This window comes from Streptomyces sp. NPDC053048, assembly GCF_044547045.1.
Classification (GTDB): Bacteria; Actinomycetota; Actinomycetes; order Streptomycetales; family Streptomycetaceae; genus Streptomyces.
The window spans coordinates 398,660-414,914 of the sequence record NZ_JBITZS010000004.1 but is presented as its reverse complement, the minus strand read 5'-3'; the positions used below and the strand labels follow the sequence as shown (position 1 = coordinate 414,914).

Below are 16,255 nucleotides of genomic sequence, written 5' to 3'. Positions count from 1 at the left end.
GAGTGGATTCTAACCGGCGGGGAGCGCCGCATCCGCTACTCTCGCCGATATGCCGAGTGCTTTGGTGACCGGGGTTTCCCGCGGCCTCGGGGTGCATATCTGCCGCTCGCTCAAGACGGCCGGATACCGCGTGCTGGGGGTCGGCCTGGCCGCGTCGCCGCGGAACGACGCTCTCGACGACTACCGGGTCGTCGACGTCCGAAAGCCGCTCACGGACGGCTTGTTCGCCTCCGATGACGTCGAGGTGCTCGTCAACAACGCCGGCGTCTACCTCGACGACCCCCGGAGGGGATACGGCGATCTTTTCGCGCTCTCCCTCGACGACCTGAGGGACACCTTCGAGGTCAATCTCTTCGGCGCCGCGCGCTGCGTTCTCGGATTCGCGCCCGGAATGATCGCGCGGGCATCGGGCCGGATCGTCTGTGTCTCGTCCGGAATGGGGCGCCTCCAGGACGCCGACGGGGCGTCGTTCGCCTATCGCTCGTCGAAGCTGGCGGTCAACTCCATGGTCCTCGCGGTGGCGCGCCATTTCGAGGCGGCTCCCGGCGACCTGTCCGCCTTCTCCTACTGCCCGGGGTGGATCCGCACCGAGATGGGCACGGAATTCGCCCCGGACGACGCCGGGCCCGCGGCGGCCGACCTGGTCAGGCTGCTGGAGCTGCCCGCCGGGCAATCCAACGGCCGATTCTTCCGCCGGCTCGACGAACTGGGATGGGACACCCGGGGACCGTTCGTGGGAGATCCGCACGGGACGGAGAGAGGAACGGCGTGACGTGACGCCCCCTTTCGCGGCCCCACCGGTCGAACTAGCATCTGCACGGGATATCACCTGTCCGACCACAACAGACACGGGGGTGATCCGGGACAATGGATTCGAGCGGCTCGGCGCATCGATACATCGTTCGTTCGCATTTCGCCAGTACCGGCCTTGAGTGCACGCGGAACGTGGCGGAACAGCTCCACCGCCTCTCGGCGCCCTATATGGCCGTCGAACCGGGCTCCTCCGGTCCTGGCGCGTGGGAGGTCATTGCCGGCACCGTGCCCCCTGATCACGCTGAGCGCGAATCCGTCACCGCGCAGGGCGAAGTGGCCGTGGAGTACGCGGTCGATCATTCCGCGAGGAAACTCTTCCATCTCGCGCCAGAGGGCGACGCATGGGTCACTCAGTCCCTCCTGCGGGCCACCCGGGCGATTCACCGCTCGGAGGCGAGCCGGCAAGGGGTGCTGTTCCTCCACGCCGGGCTCATCGAATTGAACGGACTCGGTGTGGCCCTCATCGGCGGAAGCCGGGCGGGCAAGACCTCGTTCATCACGGCCGGCGTGCTCAACGGGTCCGGCGTCATGGTCTGCAACGACGACGTGAGCCTGACGGTGGATCCCGACGGGGAAACCGTCGTCGGAGCCGGCTGGCCCCGGTCCATCTCGGTACGGCTGGACACCCTGGACCTGCTGTTCGGCCGGGACCGCGCACAGGCCATCCGCTCCTCCCTGTCGCACCCCGCCAACGAGACCTTGCTGAGCCTGCGGGACGCGGGAATCGAGAAGCACGGGACGGCCCTGATCTACCCGTGGGAATACGCGGACCTCCTGAACACGAAGATCGGACAGTCGGTGAAGGTCGACGCGGTCGTCCACCTGAGCCTCGCCGACGATCCGGCGGAGGCCGAACTGGCTCCGGTACCGCTGTCCGCCCGCGCCGGCCTGCTGGAGAAGGGCGTCCTCGCGCTGCCGAACAAGCACCTCAACATCTTCGGTCACGAACCCGCCCCCGGCAGCCGCAGGCGCACACGCGCCGCACTGACAGCTCTGCCGACCTTCCGCTTCCGGTACGCATTCCGCGACGTCCGCCGGCAGGTCGACCGGCTCGCCGAGTACCTCGACGCCCGGATCCGCCCGGCGTGAGGACCGCTGCGGTCAGGCGCTCCACGGCCGGGGGATCCGGCGGGCCGACGTCCCGTGGGCGTCGGCCCAGCCGCGGATCGACTGGTACAGCACCCGCGTGGTGTCCGCCACCCGTTCCGTGACCTCGAACGGCTCGGTGACCGACAGATAGCCCTGGTACGCCCGGAAGGCGGTGACCCGCAGCAGCTGCGTGCGGTCCAGGTACTCCTCGGCGAACGGCAGATAGAAGCGGTTCCACTGGTCGGGCGTCACATAGGGCAGCGGGTCCAGCGGTGGCACGCCGTGTTCGGACCGCCAGGAGTTGAGGGCGTCCAGGACGGTGTCGAAGACCTCGTCGACCCGCTGGGCCCGGTCGCCGCGGCCCAGGACCGACAGCCGTCTGCCCGCCGGAGGGCCGTCCGCGACCAGCCGTGCGACGTGCTCGGCCACGTCGTCGGTGCTGACCATGTCCATCAGCCCCTTCTCGTGCGCCACCAGCGCCGGCACGGCGCCGCTGCACAGCGACGCGGGCAGCCAGAAGAAGCCGCTGTAGCGGTCCAGGCGGCCGTCGGCCCTGGCCCCCATCACGATGGGGAAGCGCACGATGTCCACGCTGTCGCGCTCGGTGTGCAGCAGCCGTTCGGCCGCGGCCTTCGACCACTCGTAGGAGTTGCGGTAGGCGTCCGGCGCGTCCGAGGCGACGGAGCCCTCCAGGCCCGTGACGTACGACGACGACAGGTGGACGAGGTGGGTCTCCGGGCCGATGAGGGACAGCAGGGCGCGCAGCGGGGCGACGTTCGCCTCCTCGGCACGCTCCACGGGGAGGCCCCAGCGGGTGTCGGCGGCGCAGTGCACCGCCGCCGTCCACGGGCCGCGCAGCTCACGGGGCGGCTCCTGCCGCCCGATCCGCCACGCGAACTGCCGCGCCCCCGGGCCGCCGCGGCGGCTCACCCCGTACGCCCGGTGGCCCGCCGCGTCCAGCGCGCGCAGGACGGCGCTGCCCACGGCGCCGGTGGCGCCGGTCACCAGGATGCGGGCTGGCGCCGTCACGAGACCGTGATCCGCCGCTCGATCGCCCGCAGCATGTGCTCGGAGTTCTCGCGCAGCGCCTTGGTGGCCACCGGGTTGAGCATGTCGGCCAGGAGCGGGATGCCGATCTCGAAGTCGACCGAGAAGGTGACCACCGAGGTGCCGTCCCCGGCGTCCTCGACCCGCCAGTAGCCGGTGAACTCGTCGAGGTCGCCGGAGACCTGGGTGAACGTCATGGTGCGGGTCGCCTCGTCGAGCTCGTCCTCCTCCACCCACTCCAGCACGGAGCCCTTGAGCAGCACCGACCACTCGCTGACGCGCGCGCCGGACTCCGACTGTCCCAGCACGGTCACCGACTCGACGTTCTCCATGTACGCGGCGTAGTCCTCCAGCCGGGTGACGGCCCGCCAGGCGTCGGCCACCGGGGCGTCGATCGGCAGATTGACCTCGACGTGGGGCATGGCTGTCTCTCCTCAGTCCGTGGGGGCCCGGCGGCTCAGCCGGCCGGGTCGAAGCTGATCTCACGTCCCGTGCAGAACGCGCCGACCGCCTCGTCGCAGGCCAGCAGCGACGGCGGATGGTGGTGGACGGCGAGCGAGTCGACCAGGAGGCCGGCGGCCGGCTGCCCGCGCCCGTAGAGGCGGCTGCCGACGACCGGGGTGACGGCGGACAGGACGCGGTCGCGCGTGTCGCTGAGCGAGGCCCGCAGGCCCACCGCCGCGGCCAGCGCCGCCCGCCCGGCGATCGCGCCGGATTCCACGTCCGCGCCCAGCTGGCGGCAGGCGCCGCCGAGCGTCAGCAGCTCCCGCGTGGCGCGGCCGAGCAGGGCGGTCCTCGGCCCGAACGCGCCCGCCTCGGTCGCCCCGCGGTAGGCCACGTCCAGCAGCCCGCTGAGGACCCCGTGGTACGTGGCGGTCAGCAGCACGGCGAACCACGCCATGCCGGAGATCACGTTGTCGTCGATGACGTCGGCGGGGCCGCGGTGGAAGACGAGCCGGTCGTCCAGCTCCACGTCGCGCAGGACCAGCCTGGCCGTGTCGGAGTCCGTCATGCCGAGCGAGGGCCATTCCCCCTCGACGGTGAGACCGGGGGACGAGCTGGGGCACAGGGCGAGGATCGTCTCGCCCGTGCCCGCGACGCGGGCCGTCAGGCACACCAGGGTGGCCGTGGTGGCCAGCGAGCACGGGTACTTCACCCCCGACACGCGGTAGCCCTTGCCGGTCTCGACGGCCTCGGAACGGCTGCTCATGAAGTTGGGGCTGCCGCCCGGCTCGGCGAACGCGGACGCGACCAGGGCGCCGGATCGGGCGATGCCCTCCAGCAGCATCCAGCTGGTGTCCCGGTGCCGCTTCCAGTAGTCGGCCATGAGCCCCACGGTGAAGGCGTGCATGTTCAGGGCGACGGCCGCCGACGGGTCGGCCGTGCCCAGCGCGCGCTGCGCCGAGGCGACGTCCACCAGGCTCGCGCCCCCGCCGCCGAACTCCGCGGGGATCGGCAGCGCCGCGTAGCCGCTCGCGGCGAGCTCGCGGATGCGGTCGGCGCCCGTGACGCCCTCGCGCGCCGGGGAGGGCCGCCAGGCCGTGCTCCAGCCGGCGTCCAGCAGGGCCCGGTGCGGGGCCCCGGCCTCACCGTCCCGCCCGCCCCCGTCGTTGCCGGCCGTCGTCATGCGTCTCCTCTCACCGCGTGGCCCGTCCACCGCGTCCTCATGGCTCGAGCAGGGACAGGAGTTCCGCCGGATCCGGGTCGGCTGGATCGACGCGCACCGTGTCCCAGCCCAGTGCGGCGGCCGGCGCGATGTCGTCCGCCTCCGAATCGCCGACCATGACCCGCCGCGCGAAGTCACCCGCACCGATCAGGCGGAACGCGCGCGGATCGGGCTTCTTCGGCCCGCCGTCCGCGGTGAACAGCGCCCGCTCGTACACCTGCGGAACCTTCAGCCCGTCCAGGAGCCTGCGCATCAGGTGCCCCGGCAGATAGCAGTTGGACATCAGCCGGACGGTGTGCCCGGCATCGGCGACCCGGCGCATCGCGTCCGCGACCGGCTCGCACAGCGCGTACATGTCCGCGTCCGCGCAGCCGAGCGCCTGCCACAGCGCCCGGTCCAGGTCGGGCCCCTCCCGCGGCGCGCCCCGCTCCCGCAGGGCCGCGTCCAGCAGGCCGAGGGTGGCCGGCTGCAGCGCAGACCTGTCCGCCATCGCCGCGTACACCGCGCCGAAGACCGTGCGGACGACCTCGCCCGCGCACCGCTCGTCCAGCGCCAGCACCTCGGTGAGGCAGGCGGTGAACTCCTCGGGGCCCGGCAACGGGCGCCGGGACGTCACGAGCGTGTCGAAGCAGTCGAAGACCACGACGGCGGCCATGGCTGCCCCTTTCAGAACCATTTCAGGACCAGTTTCAGGAACCAGTTGCAGGAACCGGTTGCGGGAACCGGTTTCAGGACCAGGAGATCTTGCGGTGACCGGTACGGAAGAAGAGCAGGGTCACGACGGTCAGACCCGCCGCGAAGGCGCACAGCAGGCCGGCCGGAAGCAGCACCGCGCCCACCCCGCCGCCGTCGAGGACGACGGTGGAGAAGCCCCGCATCGCCCAGTAGCTGGGCACGCCCGGAGCGAGCGGCCGCGCCCAGTCCGGCAGCGCCGACTGCGGCGTCAGCGCGCCGCCCAGCCCGGCGAAGAGCAGCGCGGCGAGGTTGGAGAAGACGGCGAGCTGGGAGACGGTACGGCACAGCGACACCAGCGCCATGCCGAACATCACCACGCACAGCGCCAGCGGCACGCCCACGACGACGAGCGCGAGGTACGAGCCGCGCACCCGCAGCCCGAACAGCAGCCCGCCCGCCGCGAAGACCACGGCGAGCTGGAGCACCGCGACCGCCAGCGGCACCACGAGCCGGCCGGCCACCAGCTCGAACGGCCGCGACGGTCCCGCCCGCAGCCGGTCCCAGGTGTTCCAGCCGTGCTCGCGGAACATCGAGAAGCCGACGACGGTGACGAGGAAGAACAGGAACATCACCGCCATGCCGGGCACGCCCTGTTCGGCGCCGTTGGCGTCGCGCACGTCGTCGGCGCGCAGCGCCGCGCGGAACAGCGGCTGCATGAAGCCCATGATGAGCAGCGGCATGACCGTACGGATGATCAGCGGCGCGAGGTCGCGCCGCAGGAGTCTGAGGTCCTGACGGACCAGCGCGCCGATCCGCCCCAGTGCCCCGTCACCCATGGCGCCCCGCCTCGACGGACTGCTTGCCGGGCGAGGCGTCCGGCCCGTCGGACGGGTGCCCCGGCCCGGAGCTGTCGCCGGTGCCGTCCGGCCCGTCGGCGTAGCGCCGTCCCGCCAGGCGCAGGAAGACGCTCTCCAGGCTGGGCTGCACCACCCGCAAATTCACCAGGCGCCGCGCGTGCTCGCCCAGCGCGGCCAGCACCTCGGGCGCCGCCAGGTGCGGCTGCTCGACGCGGACGTTCAGGACGTGGCCGTCGCGGCTCACGGGCCAGGGCAGGCGCAGCTCGGGCGGGCTGCCGGAGAAGGTGAGCTCGACGGCGCCGTCCCCGTGGCGGCGCACCAGCTCCTTGAGCGTGCCGCGCGCGATCATGCGGCCGTGGTCGAGCACGGCCACGCTCGCGTCGAGCGCCTCGACCTCGGCGAGGTAGTGCGTGGAGTAGCAGACGGCCGTTCCGGCGGCGGCCAGGTCCCGGACGAACGCGATGAGCCGGGCCCGGGTCTCCACGTCCACGCCCGCGGTGGGCTCGTCCAGCAGGAGCAGCCGCGGCCGGTGGAGCAGGGCCATCGCGGTGTGCACGCGCCGCTGTTCGCCGCCGGAGAGGTGGGACACGCGGCGGTCGAGCAGTCCGGTCAGCCCCAGCGGTTCGGCGACCTCCTCGGTCCGCCGCCGGACCTCCCGGCCGCGCAGCCCGGCCAGCTCGGCGAAGAACCGCAGGTTCTGCCGCACGCTCAGCGGCGGGTAGACGCCCAGTTCCTGGGGGGCCAGGCCGAGTCCGCGGCGGGCCCGGCGCGGGTCGCGGGCCACGGAGACGCCCAGCACCTCGATCTCTCCCGCGTCCGGCCGCAGGAGCCCGGCCACGAGGGACATCAGGGTCGTCTTTCCCGCGCCGTTGTGCCCCAGCAGGCCTGTGATCCCGCCTTCGGCGATGTCGAGGCCGACGTCCTCGAGGGCTGTCGTGGCGCCGTACCGCTTGCCGACCCCGCGCAGGGTCAGGGCCGGCGGCCGGCCGGAACCGACGGGTCCGCGCCCCGGATCAGTCGGCACGGCGCGTCCAGGCGGACGGCAGGAGGTCGGGGAGGCCGACGCGCTGCAGGTGCGGCTGCCAGGTGCGGGCCAGCTTGAACCCCTTCATCAGGCCGCTCGCGGAGCGCACGTCGGGCAGCGGCTCGCCGTATCCCAGCAGCGCCTCGGTGTCCCGCAGATGGCCGCGCAGCCGTTCCAGCCACTCCTCGCCGCGCGGGCCCACCGCGTCACGGCCCTCCGCCGCGAGGGCCAGCCCCGCCTCGACCTCCTCGGCCGGAACCCCGGCGAAGGGGTCGAAGCCCGCCTGGTCGCCCAGATAGGCCAGTTCGCCCTCGGTGCGCAGGCCGCGCACGGACAGGGAGAGCTGCACCAGGTCGTACGCCATGAGCACGGCGACCTCGGTCTGCCCCGCGGCGACGGCGCCCTCGGCGTCCTCCAGGCGCGCCCGGCACCCGAGCAGGAGACGGGCCGCCCCATGGGCGCGGAAGGCCAGCAGCCGCCGCAGGCCGGGCAGGGCCGTACCGGCCGCCGCCGGATCGGCCGGGCGGGCCGCGGGAGTGGTCGTAGGCGTGGTCTCGGGCGTGCCGGGGCTCGTCAAGCGGACACCTCCGGGTCGGGGTGGGCGACACCGAGCCACACCATGTCGTGGACGAACAGGGGCAGGACGTCGTCCGGGGGAGTGGTTCCGGCGGGGCCCGACCAGATGACGGTGTTGCTGTCCCCGGGCGGCAGGTCCCGGCGGAGGACCTCCAGGGCGCGCAGCTGCCAGCGGTCGACGACCGTGCGGTCGTCGAGGACCGTCGTGCCGACGCCGGGGGCCCAGCGCAGCACCGCGTGCAGGGGCGCGGCGGGGCCGGCGAGCCGCTCGACCAGGCCGAGGCAGTGCGGCACCCGTTCGCGGGGTGCGAGCGGGGGCGCCAGGACGTCGCGCAGCAGGGCCAGGCCCTCGGCGTCGCCGAGGGCCTTGAGCTTCTCTCCCACCCACTTGTGCGTGAAGTACAGCTCCCCGCCCGCCGCCGCACGGGCGTTGAGCGCGGCGACCACGGCCTCCCGCGCGCGGACGGCCGCCGCCATGGGTCTGGCGCCCAGCAGCCAGCGGGCGGCCTGCGCGAGCCGGTGCGCCTCCACCGTCCACCACTGCTCCACCGCGCCCGCGAGCCACGGGCGGCGCAGCCCCGCGTGCCAGGCGTCCCACGGCGGCGAGGCGACGAGCGGCAGCCCCAGCGCCAGCCTGCTCGCGGTGTTGAGGGCCCGGCGCCGGTGGTTCCAGGCCTCCTCGGTGACCGTCGCGAACCGGGGCCACGGCCCGGCCGTCAGCCCGGCCGTACTGTCGCGGACGTCGCTCGCCCGGCGGATGTTGACGTCGATCAGCGTGCCGTGCTCGTGGGACTGGATGGGAAACCGGTTGAGCCGGTCGTTCTCCACGAGGACGAGCAGGTCGAGATCGCTGCGGTGGTTGCCGAAGCCGGCGAGCACCGATCCGGCGGCGACCGCGAGCGCCGGGGTGCCCAGGCCCTGGTCGGTCTCGCCCAGCACCGCGTCCCTGCCCATCCCGCGCTGTTCCAGGAACACGTCGAGGCGCTTCTCCAGGAGCCCGGGATCCGGGAACGCGGACGGTGCGGCGGCGCGGGCTGACGTGGTTTCCATGACAGACGGTGCACCTTCCGACGACGGTGGCGACGCTGCGACGGGCTCCCTTCGGGGACGGCGTCCCCGGCACCCTGCGCAGCTTGCCAAGCGCCCCGGCCCGGATCAACGAACGTTCCGGCAGCCGGAACGCGACTTTTCGGCGGCGTGGACGGGAGGTTACAACTCCTCTTACCGTCGACGGAGAGGACGTCCTCGATGACCGCGACCGCCAGGCACGGGACCGCCAGGGACGGGACCGCCCGGGGCGCGCTCGACGCGATCCGCAGACACCTCTCGCCCCAACTGGCCCTCGTCTACGGCATGAACGGCTCCGGCGCCATCGAGGCCATCGGCGAGGGAGCCCGCGTGCGGCTCTCCGACGGCCGCCGGGCCCTCGACTTCGGCAGCTACGCCGTCACCCTGCTCGGGCAGCGCCACCCCGCCGTCCTCGCGGCCGTACGCGAGGAGCTGGACGCGATGCCGGTGTCCACCCGCGTCCTGGGCAACCGCACGACCGCCCGGCTCGCCTCGGCGCTGGCTGCTTACGCCGACCCGGAGCGGCTGACGAAGGTGTGGCTGGGGCTGAACGGCTCCGACGCCGTCGAGGCGGCCCTCAAGCTGGCCCGCCTCGCCACGGGCCGCACCCGGGTCCTCGCCGTCGAGGGCGCCTACCACGGCAAGTCCCTCGGCGCGCTCGCCGCGACCTGGAGCGCGCGCTACCGCCAGTCGCTCGGCCCGCTGCTGGGCGGCGTGACCCACATCGCGGCCGACGCCTCCGCGGTGCCCGGCGCCTTCGCCGGCGGCGACGTGGCCGCCGTCCTCGTCGAGCCCGTCCAGGGGGAGGGCGGGGTACGGCCGTTGGAGCCCGGGTTCCTGCGGGCGCTGGCGCGCGCCGCGCGCGAGCACGGCGCCTTCATGATCGCCGACGAGATCCAGACCGGCCTGCGCAGATGCGGGCCGCGCCTGGTCAGCACGGACGAGGGGCTGCGGCCCGACGCCGTCCTGCTCGGCAAGGCGCTGGGCGGCGGAGTGCAGCCGGTGTCCGCCGTGGTGGCCACCGAGGAGCTGTACGCGCCGCTGGCCGCCGACCCGTTCGTGCACACCACCACCTTCTCCGGACACCCGCTGGGCGCCGCGGCCGGCCTCGCGGCGCTCGAGGCCGTGGAGGAACTCGCCCCCCGCGGTGAGCACGTGGGTCGGCTGCTCGCCGCCGGACTGACCCGCCTCGCCCGCCGCCACCCCGCCCTGATCGCGGAGGTCCGCGGCCGGGGACTGCTGTGGGGCGTGGAGTTCGCCACCCCCGCCGTGGCCGGAGAGGTCCTGATGGAGCTGGGGCGGCGGGGACTCGTGGTCTCCCCGTGCCTGGGGCGGCCGGAGGTGATCCGGCTGCTGCCGCCGCTGGTCGCCACCGACGAGGAGACCGAGGAGGCCCTGGCCACACTGGACGCCGTCTGCGCCGCCGTGCCCGACGAATTCCGCCCCACGGAGCCGGAGGCGCGGCGATGACCGCGCTGCCGGACGGCCAGCGCGGCGTCCAGTACCGCTACCACCGACAGCTGTTCCCCGCGCTGCACGACTGGGAGCGCACGGAGCGGTCCATCGTCGAGTTCACCGGCGAGGAGGGACCCAGCGGCCTGCTCGGGCTCGACCAGATGGGCCACTTCGGCCCGCAGGGCTGCGACCTGGTCGCCGACGCCGTCGCCGCCGATGCCGCCGCACGCGACGCCCCCGTGGACCTGTGCGAACTGGGCAGCGGCTTCGGCGGGGCGCTGCGGTACACGGTGGACCGGCTCGCCGCGCACGGAACCGTCGTCCGGCGCGCGTACGGCGTCGACCTCGTCGCCGAGCACTGCGCGGTCAGCCGCCGCATCAGCCGCGCGCAGGGGCGCGACGCGATGACGGAGATCTGCGCCTCCGCCACCGCCGTCCCCCTCCCCGACGCCTCGCTCGACGTCGTGGTGGTGACCGGATCGATGCCGCACTTCCCCGAGCCGGGCGAGGTCGTCCGCGAGGCGGGGCGGCTGCTGCGCCCCGGCGGGCTGCTCGTCCTCACGGAGGAGGTGAGCCTGACGCCCGGCGAGGAGGGCCCGTCGCGGGCGTTCCGCGCGATCCATCCGCACGACGTCTTCTTCACCACCCCCCTCGCCGAACGCCTGCGCCAGCTCGACCGCGCGGGCTTCGCCGACGTGACGCGGCGCGACCTCGCCGAGTGGGCCGTCGCGCTGCTCGCCGACCGGCTCAAGGTCGTACGGATCTTCCGGGGCAGCGTCGCCGCCATCTACGGGCCCGAGTCGGTGGACCTCATCCGGCGCACCCTCACCGCGGCCCGCGACGAGTACCTGGCGGGGCGGCTGCTGCCGGTCCTGTTCACGGCCCGGCGGAAGGGGCGGGCCTGACGCGGGGGCCGGGGCTCGCCGGACGGCGGATCACCGGGCCGGCACCGGCTCGGGTGTCCGCTGCAGGGCACGCGAGACGGCGGCGCACGCGGCCCGCAGGTGCGAGGCGGCCTTCGCCGGTTGCAGCCGTCCGTGCGGGCCCGCGACGGCCAGCGCCCCCACGGCCGTGCCGACCGCCGTCAGCACGGGCGCCGCGATCCCGACGGCTCCGGTCGCGCCGCGCACGACCACGAATCCCCGGTCCAGGACCCGGGCCGGTTCCCCGTCGGCCGACCGGGCGCCCGGGGGCGGGAGGGCCGTACGCGCGCCGTACGCGTGGAAGAGCCTGGTCGCGGCGAGGGCCGACGCCCGGGTCTCCTCCTCGGCACCGGGCCCGGTGCCGGCGTCGTGCGCGCGGCGTACCGCGTCGACCATGGCGGCGTCGGGTCCGAACGCGTCGGAAATGAAGACGAACGCGCTTGCCTGGGTGAGGTGATGCAGCTTTTCCGCGTAGGGGAAGGCGAGATCGCGGAGCTTGAGCTGGCGGGGCGCTCGGGCGCCGAGGACGAAAAGGGCGACGCCGAGCCTGAGCCCCTTCTCGCCGCGTTCCAGCATGCCTTCCTCGAGGAGTTCGGCGATGATCCGGTGAGCGGTGGCCTTGGGCATGTCCGCCCTGCGCGCTATTTCCGAGAGCGGGATTTCCGGTTCGCCCGCCCGGAAACAGCGCAGAACGCTCAGGCCGCGGGCGAGCATGGAGCGAGATGACCGCATCTGACCGGACAAAGGCGTCTCCTCCGAGAACTCGGCGGGAACGGAGCCCGAGACTCTAGCAGTGCGGGGGCGGGAGGAACGGGTGGTTGCGTAGGCATCCGGCCATTTCCGCACGCAGCCGCCGACGGCGTGCCGACCGCCCTGCGGCGGTCGGCACGGTGCAGCCGGGTCAGGGGTGCAGGAGGCGCCGCGCCTCTTGCTCCCAGTCGTCCATGACCGAGCAACCCCTGGCCATCTGGCGGAGGGCGGACTTGATCCGCTTGGTGGGCCCGCGCAGTACGCGACTCAGCTCGCCGAGCTCTTCGACAGTGCTGTCGAAGGTCACCAATGTCTCCACGCAGGAACGCCCTGAATTTGCCATGAAGATTAATTCCTCCAGAAGCTCGGCCATCTCCCCTTCGCGTTCCGCTGGCGGTTTCGCTGCGATGATCTCGAACATAGATCTCACCCCCGCGTCGATCAGATACATGCGGGAAGCAAAGCGTGTGGCTGCGTCCAGCATATCGGTGCTGGGGCCGTCGATTGCTTTGGCGTACTTGGCAGCCACCACAAGTCGTGCACTCGTGGGAGCGCCCGAACTCGCGACTGTCTGTACCTCCGCGCCGATCATTCCTGTCAGGACGGTGATGGAGTCGAAGGATTCGGTGATGGCATCCAGGTCGGCGACAATGGGCTCTAACTGGGATTCGGTGTCCGAGATCCGGTCCAGCAACCCAGGTTCCGCGTCCTCTTCGGGCGCGGGCTCGGCAGCAGGAGCGTCCGGCCGGGGGGACAGCGCGTCGGCAGTCCCCACCGGCCCATCGAGGAGCCGGTCCTCGATGGCACACTCCAGTTCCCTGCGGGCGTTGATCAGTCCGCGTGGGGTGCGGGTAAAGCGAACGGTATGGACCCCCGGCACCTCCAGGGGAACCCTGCCGTGCTCACCGATTCCCAGCGTGAACCGGCCACTTGCCTGACGCTGCCCCAGTAGGTACATAACCCGCGGGTTCCCGCCGCTGACATCCGCGATGACCAGGTCCGCACCCACGGCGGACTGGAACGTCTGCTCGGCGGCCTCTTCCGTCGAGCCGGTGAGCGGGGCCAGTACCGGCTCGATCTCCAGCCGGCGGCAGGCGGCGAGCACGATCTCCTCATACGGCTGATGGGGTTCCGTCTCGCTGGTCGGGTAGATGACATAGCACGAGTTCACGTTTTTGTTCCTCCTCTAGAACAGCGTGTCGTCCGACTCGTCCCATTCGGACTCGGCGGCGAAGTCGATGCCTTTTCTGATGTCCTCGGTGTAGACGGGAATCTCCTCGATCCCCAGGGCGCGCATGACGGCGGCCGTGGGTACGCGGTGCTGGCGTCCGACGCGAATGGTCTCGCAGGGGAACTCGCCCGATTTCACCAGCTTGTAGGCCGTGTTGACGCTCACATCGAATGCGCGGGCAGCGGTGCGCATGCTCAGGGCCACGGGAAGTCCATATACCTCGGAGAAAGTCAGCGGCTGCTCCGGTTCGTGATTCACTTCGCCTCCCCGGAGGACCGCACCGCGGCTCGACGCAGCCGAATGGTTCCAGTGCGGGTTCCGTGGCGTCGTGGGTGCTCGGCGGAGACAGCAGCGTCCAGCCCTAGATTCCGCGCCAGAGCTCCCAGCCGTTCGCCTTCAACGCTGTTACGAGTCATGACGACTCGCCAGGATGCCGATACATGCCCGTATCGCTGCGGTCCGGGAACCTCGAAGATCTGGTGGACCGGGGCTGTCGCTTCAATCGTGCCCGTACACGTCTCGGGCAGGTGACGGCGGGCGGCTTCCCAAGCCCGGCCGCTGGCTGTCCGCAGCAGATACCGCCCTGGGCGGTCGAGGGCGGGATCAGCGGCGAGCAGCGCCTCGATGAAGGCAAGTGTCATCTCCCCTTCGATGTCCCGCCGGTCCGCGCGTAACCGATAGGCGATTCGGTATCCCCGGCTGCGGAGTGCGGGAATGGCCAGCCATAGCGCACTGAGGTGCCAGAATTCCCTTCCCGGTGGTTCGTCGTGCTGTGCGGCGATGATGACGTGCCGCCAGATCTCATCGCAAGCACGATCGTCCTGTGAACGGTCATAGAGAAGGGACCGGGCCTCCGGGATTGTGAGGCTTCGTGGGCCGAATACGCCAGTGAAGTGCGGTTCATCAGCTCCTTCGGTGTGCAGTGCCTGCGTGACATGGCGCTCGAAGGCGTCGAACGGGCTGGAACATTCGACAATGCTCATTGCTTTACCTTCAGTCCGTGGGGTCGTCGTTATTGCGCCAGACGTCCAATGCCTGATGGGCGATGTCCCGGCCGGCCAGTTCCATTTCGTCGAGGCGGTCCAGGGTGACGAACAAGCGCATGGCACCGTGGCCCGGGTTCCGGGCCAGGCCGGTGAGCAGGTTTTCCAGAGCCTGGTGCCGATCCCCGTCCCATGTCGCCGTGCGGCACCACTGGATCACTGCGTGGGAAGTCGCCTTGAATGTGGCCGACTCGTCTAGCGCGCTGCCCACGAGAGTCACTATCCGTTCGGCGACTTCCCCTTGCTCGAGCAACTCCTGCCGGAACCACGCGGAGTCCTCGAGCAAGACCGAGCAAGCGTGCAGGGCATGCCGCGACTCGTGGCCTCCGCTGTCCACCCAGGCGGCCAGGTGCTGGAAGACCGTCGACTGGGCCCCGGCGCTGAACAGACTGAGCAGGGCAGTCTGTATCCCTTCGTCGACGCTCTCCTCATTCGCGTTCGTGGAATCGCGAGGCAAGCGTTTGAGCAGACCCATCGCGAAGTCCGGTCGTGCGATCCCGAACTCCGTGCCGCAAGCATGTGCAACTGTGGAACGCAGTTGCCAGCCGGAGGCCTTACTCCAGCCCTGCAGGCGGGACTTGACCTCGGTGACCAGCACCAAGTCCTCACCTGCCACACCCAGAGCGTATGCCGCAATCATGCGACTACTCGCTCGATCGGACGAGGCGAGGTCCCTGACGTGCTGCAGCGCTCGCCGGCCCCCTCCCCAGCTTGCCGCCATGCCCATGACGCTGCCTACACGTCGGGTGAGCTCGATGTCGTCCTTGACGGCGCCCATCCAGTGGGTCAGCAAAGGGGAGACCTGCCCATACTCCCTCCAAACGTGTCTGAGGACCGTTTCGGCCTGCCGGTGGCGGGTGAACCGGACCGGTTCGACCGCATAGCCGAAGGTGGGGCCGTAGTGGATCTCTTTGGGGCCGCACTGGGCCCGCACCGTGTGCAAGAGATCGTGCAATGGCCTTCTGAAGATGAATTGGGGATTGAGTGCGGGCGCCTTCGAGAGGTGCGCGCCGCCGAGAACCGAGCTCAGTCTGCCTTGGGCCGTTTCCAGTAGGCGCTCCGACTCGTCCCGGACGATTCGGTAGTCCATGCCTTCGAACACGCATGCCGCGAGAAGGAATGCCAGACCGTCCGGATCATCATGCAACTTGCTGAGAAGAGAAGGCACTTCCCCCTCGGCCAGGAAGCTCAGACGTTCATGGAGCTGGGCGGGATCGCGGGCGCCGTCCATGTGATGCATCATGGAGGTGATGAGCTCGGACACCTCTGCGGGCACCAGCTCCGGAGCCAGCATCGCATCGATCAGACCAGGCTCCAGCCCCGCGAGCAGATGTGTCCGTCCTTGCTGGTTCGGCACAAGGGCGGCCAGGCGTGCCTCGAATACGGAACGCGGCGATGGGGCCTGGTACCGGATGTGGCTGTCGGCGAGATCGCGCTCCAAAACGCGCACGAGTACCGGTTCGTCGGGCAGGACGATCACCATCCGGCAGTCGGCCTCGCGCAGCAGTCGGCGCAGATTGCCGAGCATTCCCGCTTGAGTCGGATAGCTGGCGATGAGCCCGTCCACGAGGTAGCCGCGGATTTCCGAGCGAGCGGGGCTCCAGGAGTGAAGCTCCACGTCGCTGTCGACGGCGTGCAGGGCCATGCTCCCGCCGCTGTGCCTGTGGAGCAGATTCAGAGCCGCGGTTCTCCGGCCGGTGCCCGGCTCGCCCGTGAGGAAGAGCAGGCCTGTATTGAGTTTCTGCAGGGCCAGAGGAAACCAGTCCGGTTCGGCGAAGCCGGTTGTGGCCGCTGTGATCTCGCCCTCGGATATCGGACCCTCGTGGGCTTCCACCGGTCTGCGGCCGAGGGGCGCGCGTTCGCTGTGGTTCTGTACGTGCTGACCACCGTGTACGGAGCCGGCGTTGATATTGCCATGGGGTGCGTAGACAAGTGAGAACGGCTGGTTCTCGTCACTCAGGATGTCCGCCAGGTCCTTGAACGCCATGGTGTCGTTCTCTGGCCGCTCCGTGCTCGCACGCGATGTGGTGGCGCGTGG

General features: G+C 71.4%; 17 protein-coding genes. 4 read left to right on the top strand and 13 right to left on the bottom strand.

Translation table 11 applies throughout. The annotated features are described in order from the left end of the window. Positions 1-49: 49 nt before the first annotated feature. Together ACIG36_RS12795 and ACIG36_RS12790 are read left to right on the top strand one after the other, a co-directional pair. On the top strand, positions 50-772 hold the full coding sequence (locus tag ACIG36_RS12795; RefSeq protein WP_399926025.1) for an SDR family NAD(P)-dependent oxidoreductase: 723 nt from the start codon (positions 50-52) through the stop codon (positions 770-772). Between the two features lie 173 nt (positions 773-945). Beyond that, entirely contained in the window at positions 946-1,902 is a 957-nt protein-coding gene (locus tag ACIG36_RS12790) for a hypothetical protein (protein WP_399926024.1), read from the top strand. Positions 1,903-1,914: 12 nt separating this feature from the next. Here the strand turns inward: ACIG36_RS12790 and ACIG36_RS12785 are convergent, their stop codons facing one another. The 8 genes from ACIG36_RS12785 to ACIG36_RS12750 all read right to left on the bottom strand — a co-directional run bounded on the left by ACIG36_RS12785 (position 1,915) and on the right by ACIG36_RS12750 (position 8,797). Further along, positions 1,915-2,931: an NAD-dependent epimerase/dehydratase family protein gene (locus tag ACIG36_RS12785; protein WP_399926022.1), complete on the bottom strand. Its 1,017-nt coding sequence runs from the start codon at positions 2,929-2,931 to the stop codon at positions 1,915-1,917. After that, positions 2,928-3,371: a type II toxin-antitoxin system RatA family toxin gene (locus ACIG36_RS12780; protein ID WP_399926020.1), complete on the bottom strand. Its 444-nt coding sequence runs from the start codon at positions 3,369-3,371 to the stop codon at positions 2,928-2,930. Before ACIG36_RS12780 ends, ACIG36_RS12785 begins: the two co-directional genes overlap by 4 nt. A gap of 35 nt (positions 3,372-3,406) precedes the next feature. Further along, positions 3,407-4,576 (bottom strand): acyl-CoA dehydrogenase family protein, encoded by a 1,170-nt coding sequence (locus ACIG36_RS12775; RefSeq protein ID WP_399926018.1) that lies wholly within the window; start codon positions 4,574-4,576, stop codon positions 3,407-3,409. Positions 4,577-4,613: 37 nt separating this feature from the next. Further along, positions 4,614-5,270, bottom strand: a complete 657-nt coding sequence (locus tag ACIG36_RS12770; protein ID WP_399926017.1) for an HAD family hydrolase — start codon at positions 5,268-5,270, stop codon at positions 4,614-4,616. Between the two features lie 73 nt (positions 5,271-5,343). After that, positions 5,344-6,126, bottom strand: a complete 783-nt coding sequence (locus tag ACIG36_RS12765) for an ABC transporter permease (RefSeq protein WP_399926015.1) — start codon at positions 6,124-6,126, stop codon at positions 5,344-5,346. Continuing rightward, positions 6,119-7,171 carry an ATP-binding cassette domain-containing protein gene (locus ACIG36_RS12760; RefSeq protein WP_399926013.1) on the bottom strand — a complete coding sequence of 351 codons (1,053 nt, stop codon included), beginning with the start codon at positions 7,169-7,171 and terminating at the stop codon, positions 6,119-6,121. Before ACIG36_RS12760 ends, ACIG36_RS12765 begins: the two co-directional genes overlap by 8 nt. Then, positions 7,161-7,748 (bottom strand): hypothetical protein, encoded by a 588-nt coding sequence (locus tag ACIG36_RS12755; protein ID WP_399926011.1) that lies wholly within the window; start codon positions 7,746-7,748, stop codon positions 7,161-7,163. The genes ACIG36_RS12760 and ACIG36_RS12755 overlap by 11 nt, the downstream gene beginning before the upstream one ends. Then, positions 7,745-8,797: a hypothetical protein gene (locus ACIG36_RS12750; RefSeq protein WP_399926009.1), complete on the bottom strand. Its 1,053-nt coding sequence runs from the start codon at positions 8,795-8,797 to the stop codon at positions 7,745-7,747. Before ACIG36_RS12750 ends, ACIG36_RS12755 begins: the two co-directional genes overlap by 4 nt. A gap of 198 nt (positions 8,798-8,995) precedes the next feature. Here ACIG36_RS12750 and ACIG36_RS12745 point away from each other — a divergent pair, with 198 nt between their 5' ends. Beyond that, positions 8,996-10,285, top strand: coding sequence for an aspartate aminotransferase family protein (locus tag ACIG36_RS12745; RefSeq protein ID WP_399926007.1), 1,290 nt, complete (start codon positions 8,996-8,998; stop codon positions 10,283-10,285). After that, positions 10,282-11,175, top strand: coding sequence for a class I SAM-dependent methyltransferase (locus ACIG36_RS12740; RefSeq protein WP_399926005.1), 894 nt, complete (start codon positions 10,282-10,284; stop codon positions 11,173-11,175). The genes ACIG36_RS12745 and ACIG36_RS12740 overlap by 4 nt, the downstream gene beginning before the upstream one ends. A 30-nt stretch (positions 11,176-11,205) precedes the next feature. Here the strand turns inward: ACIG36_RS12740 and ACIG36_RS12735 are convergent, their stop codons facing one another. The 5 genes from ACIG36_RS12735 to ACIG36_RS12715 all read right to left on the bottom strand — a co-directional run bounded on the left by ACIG36_RS12735 (position 11,206) and on the right by ACIG36_RS12715 (position 16,204). Further along, a complete protein-coding gene (locus tag ACIG36_RS12735) occupies positions 11,206-11,937 on the bottom strand; it encodes an IclR family transcriptional regulator (RefSeq protein WP_399926003.1) in 732 nt (243 codons plus the stop codon). Between the two features lie 157 nt (positions 11,938-12,094). Continuing rightward, complete coding sequence (locus tag ACIG36_RS12730; protein WP_399926001.1) at positions 12,095-13,114, bottom strand: hypothetical protein; 1,020 nt, start codon at positions 13,112-13,114, stop codon at positions 12,095-12,097. Between the two features lie 15 nt (positions 13,115-13,129). Next, on the bottom strand, positions 13,130-13,378 hold the full coding sequence (locus tag ACIG36_RS12725) for a helix-turn-helix domain-containing protein (RefSeq protein WP_399925999.1): 249 nt from the start codon (positions 13,376-13,378) through the stop codon (positions 13,130-13,132). Positions 13,379-13,428: 50 nt separating this feature from the next. Further along, positions 13,429-14,157, bottom strand: coding sequence for a hypothetical protein (locus ACIG36_RS12720; RefSeq protein ID WP_399925997.1), 729 nt, complete (start codon positions 14,155-14,157; stop codon positions 13,429-13,431). Positions 14,158-14,167: 10 nt separating this feature from the next. Beyond that, the gene (locus ACIG36_RS12715) at positions 14,168-16,204 is read right to left on the bottom strand and encodes a hypothetical protein (protein WP_399925995.1); all 2,037 of its coding nucleotides are present in this window, start codon (positions 16,202-16,204) and stop codon (positions 14,168-14,170) included. Between the last annotated feature and the right edge of the window lie 51 nt (positions 16,205-16,255).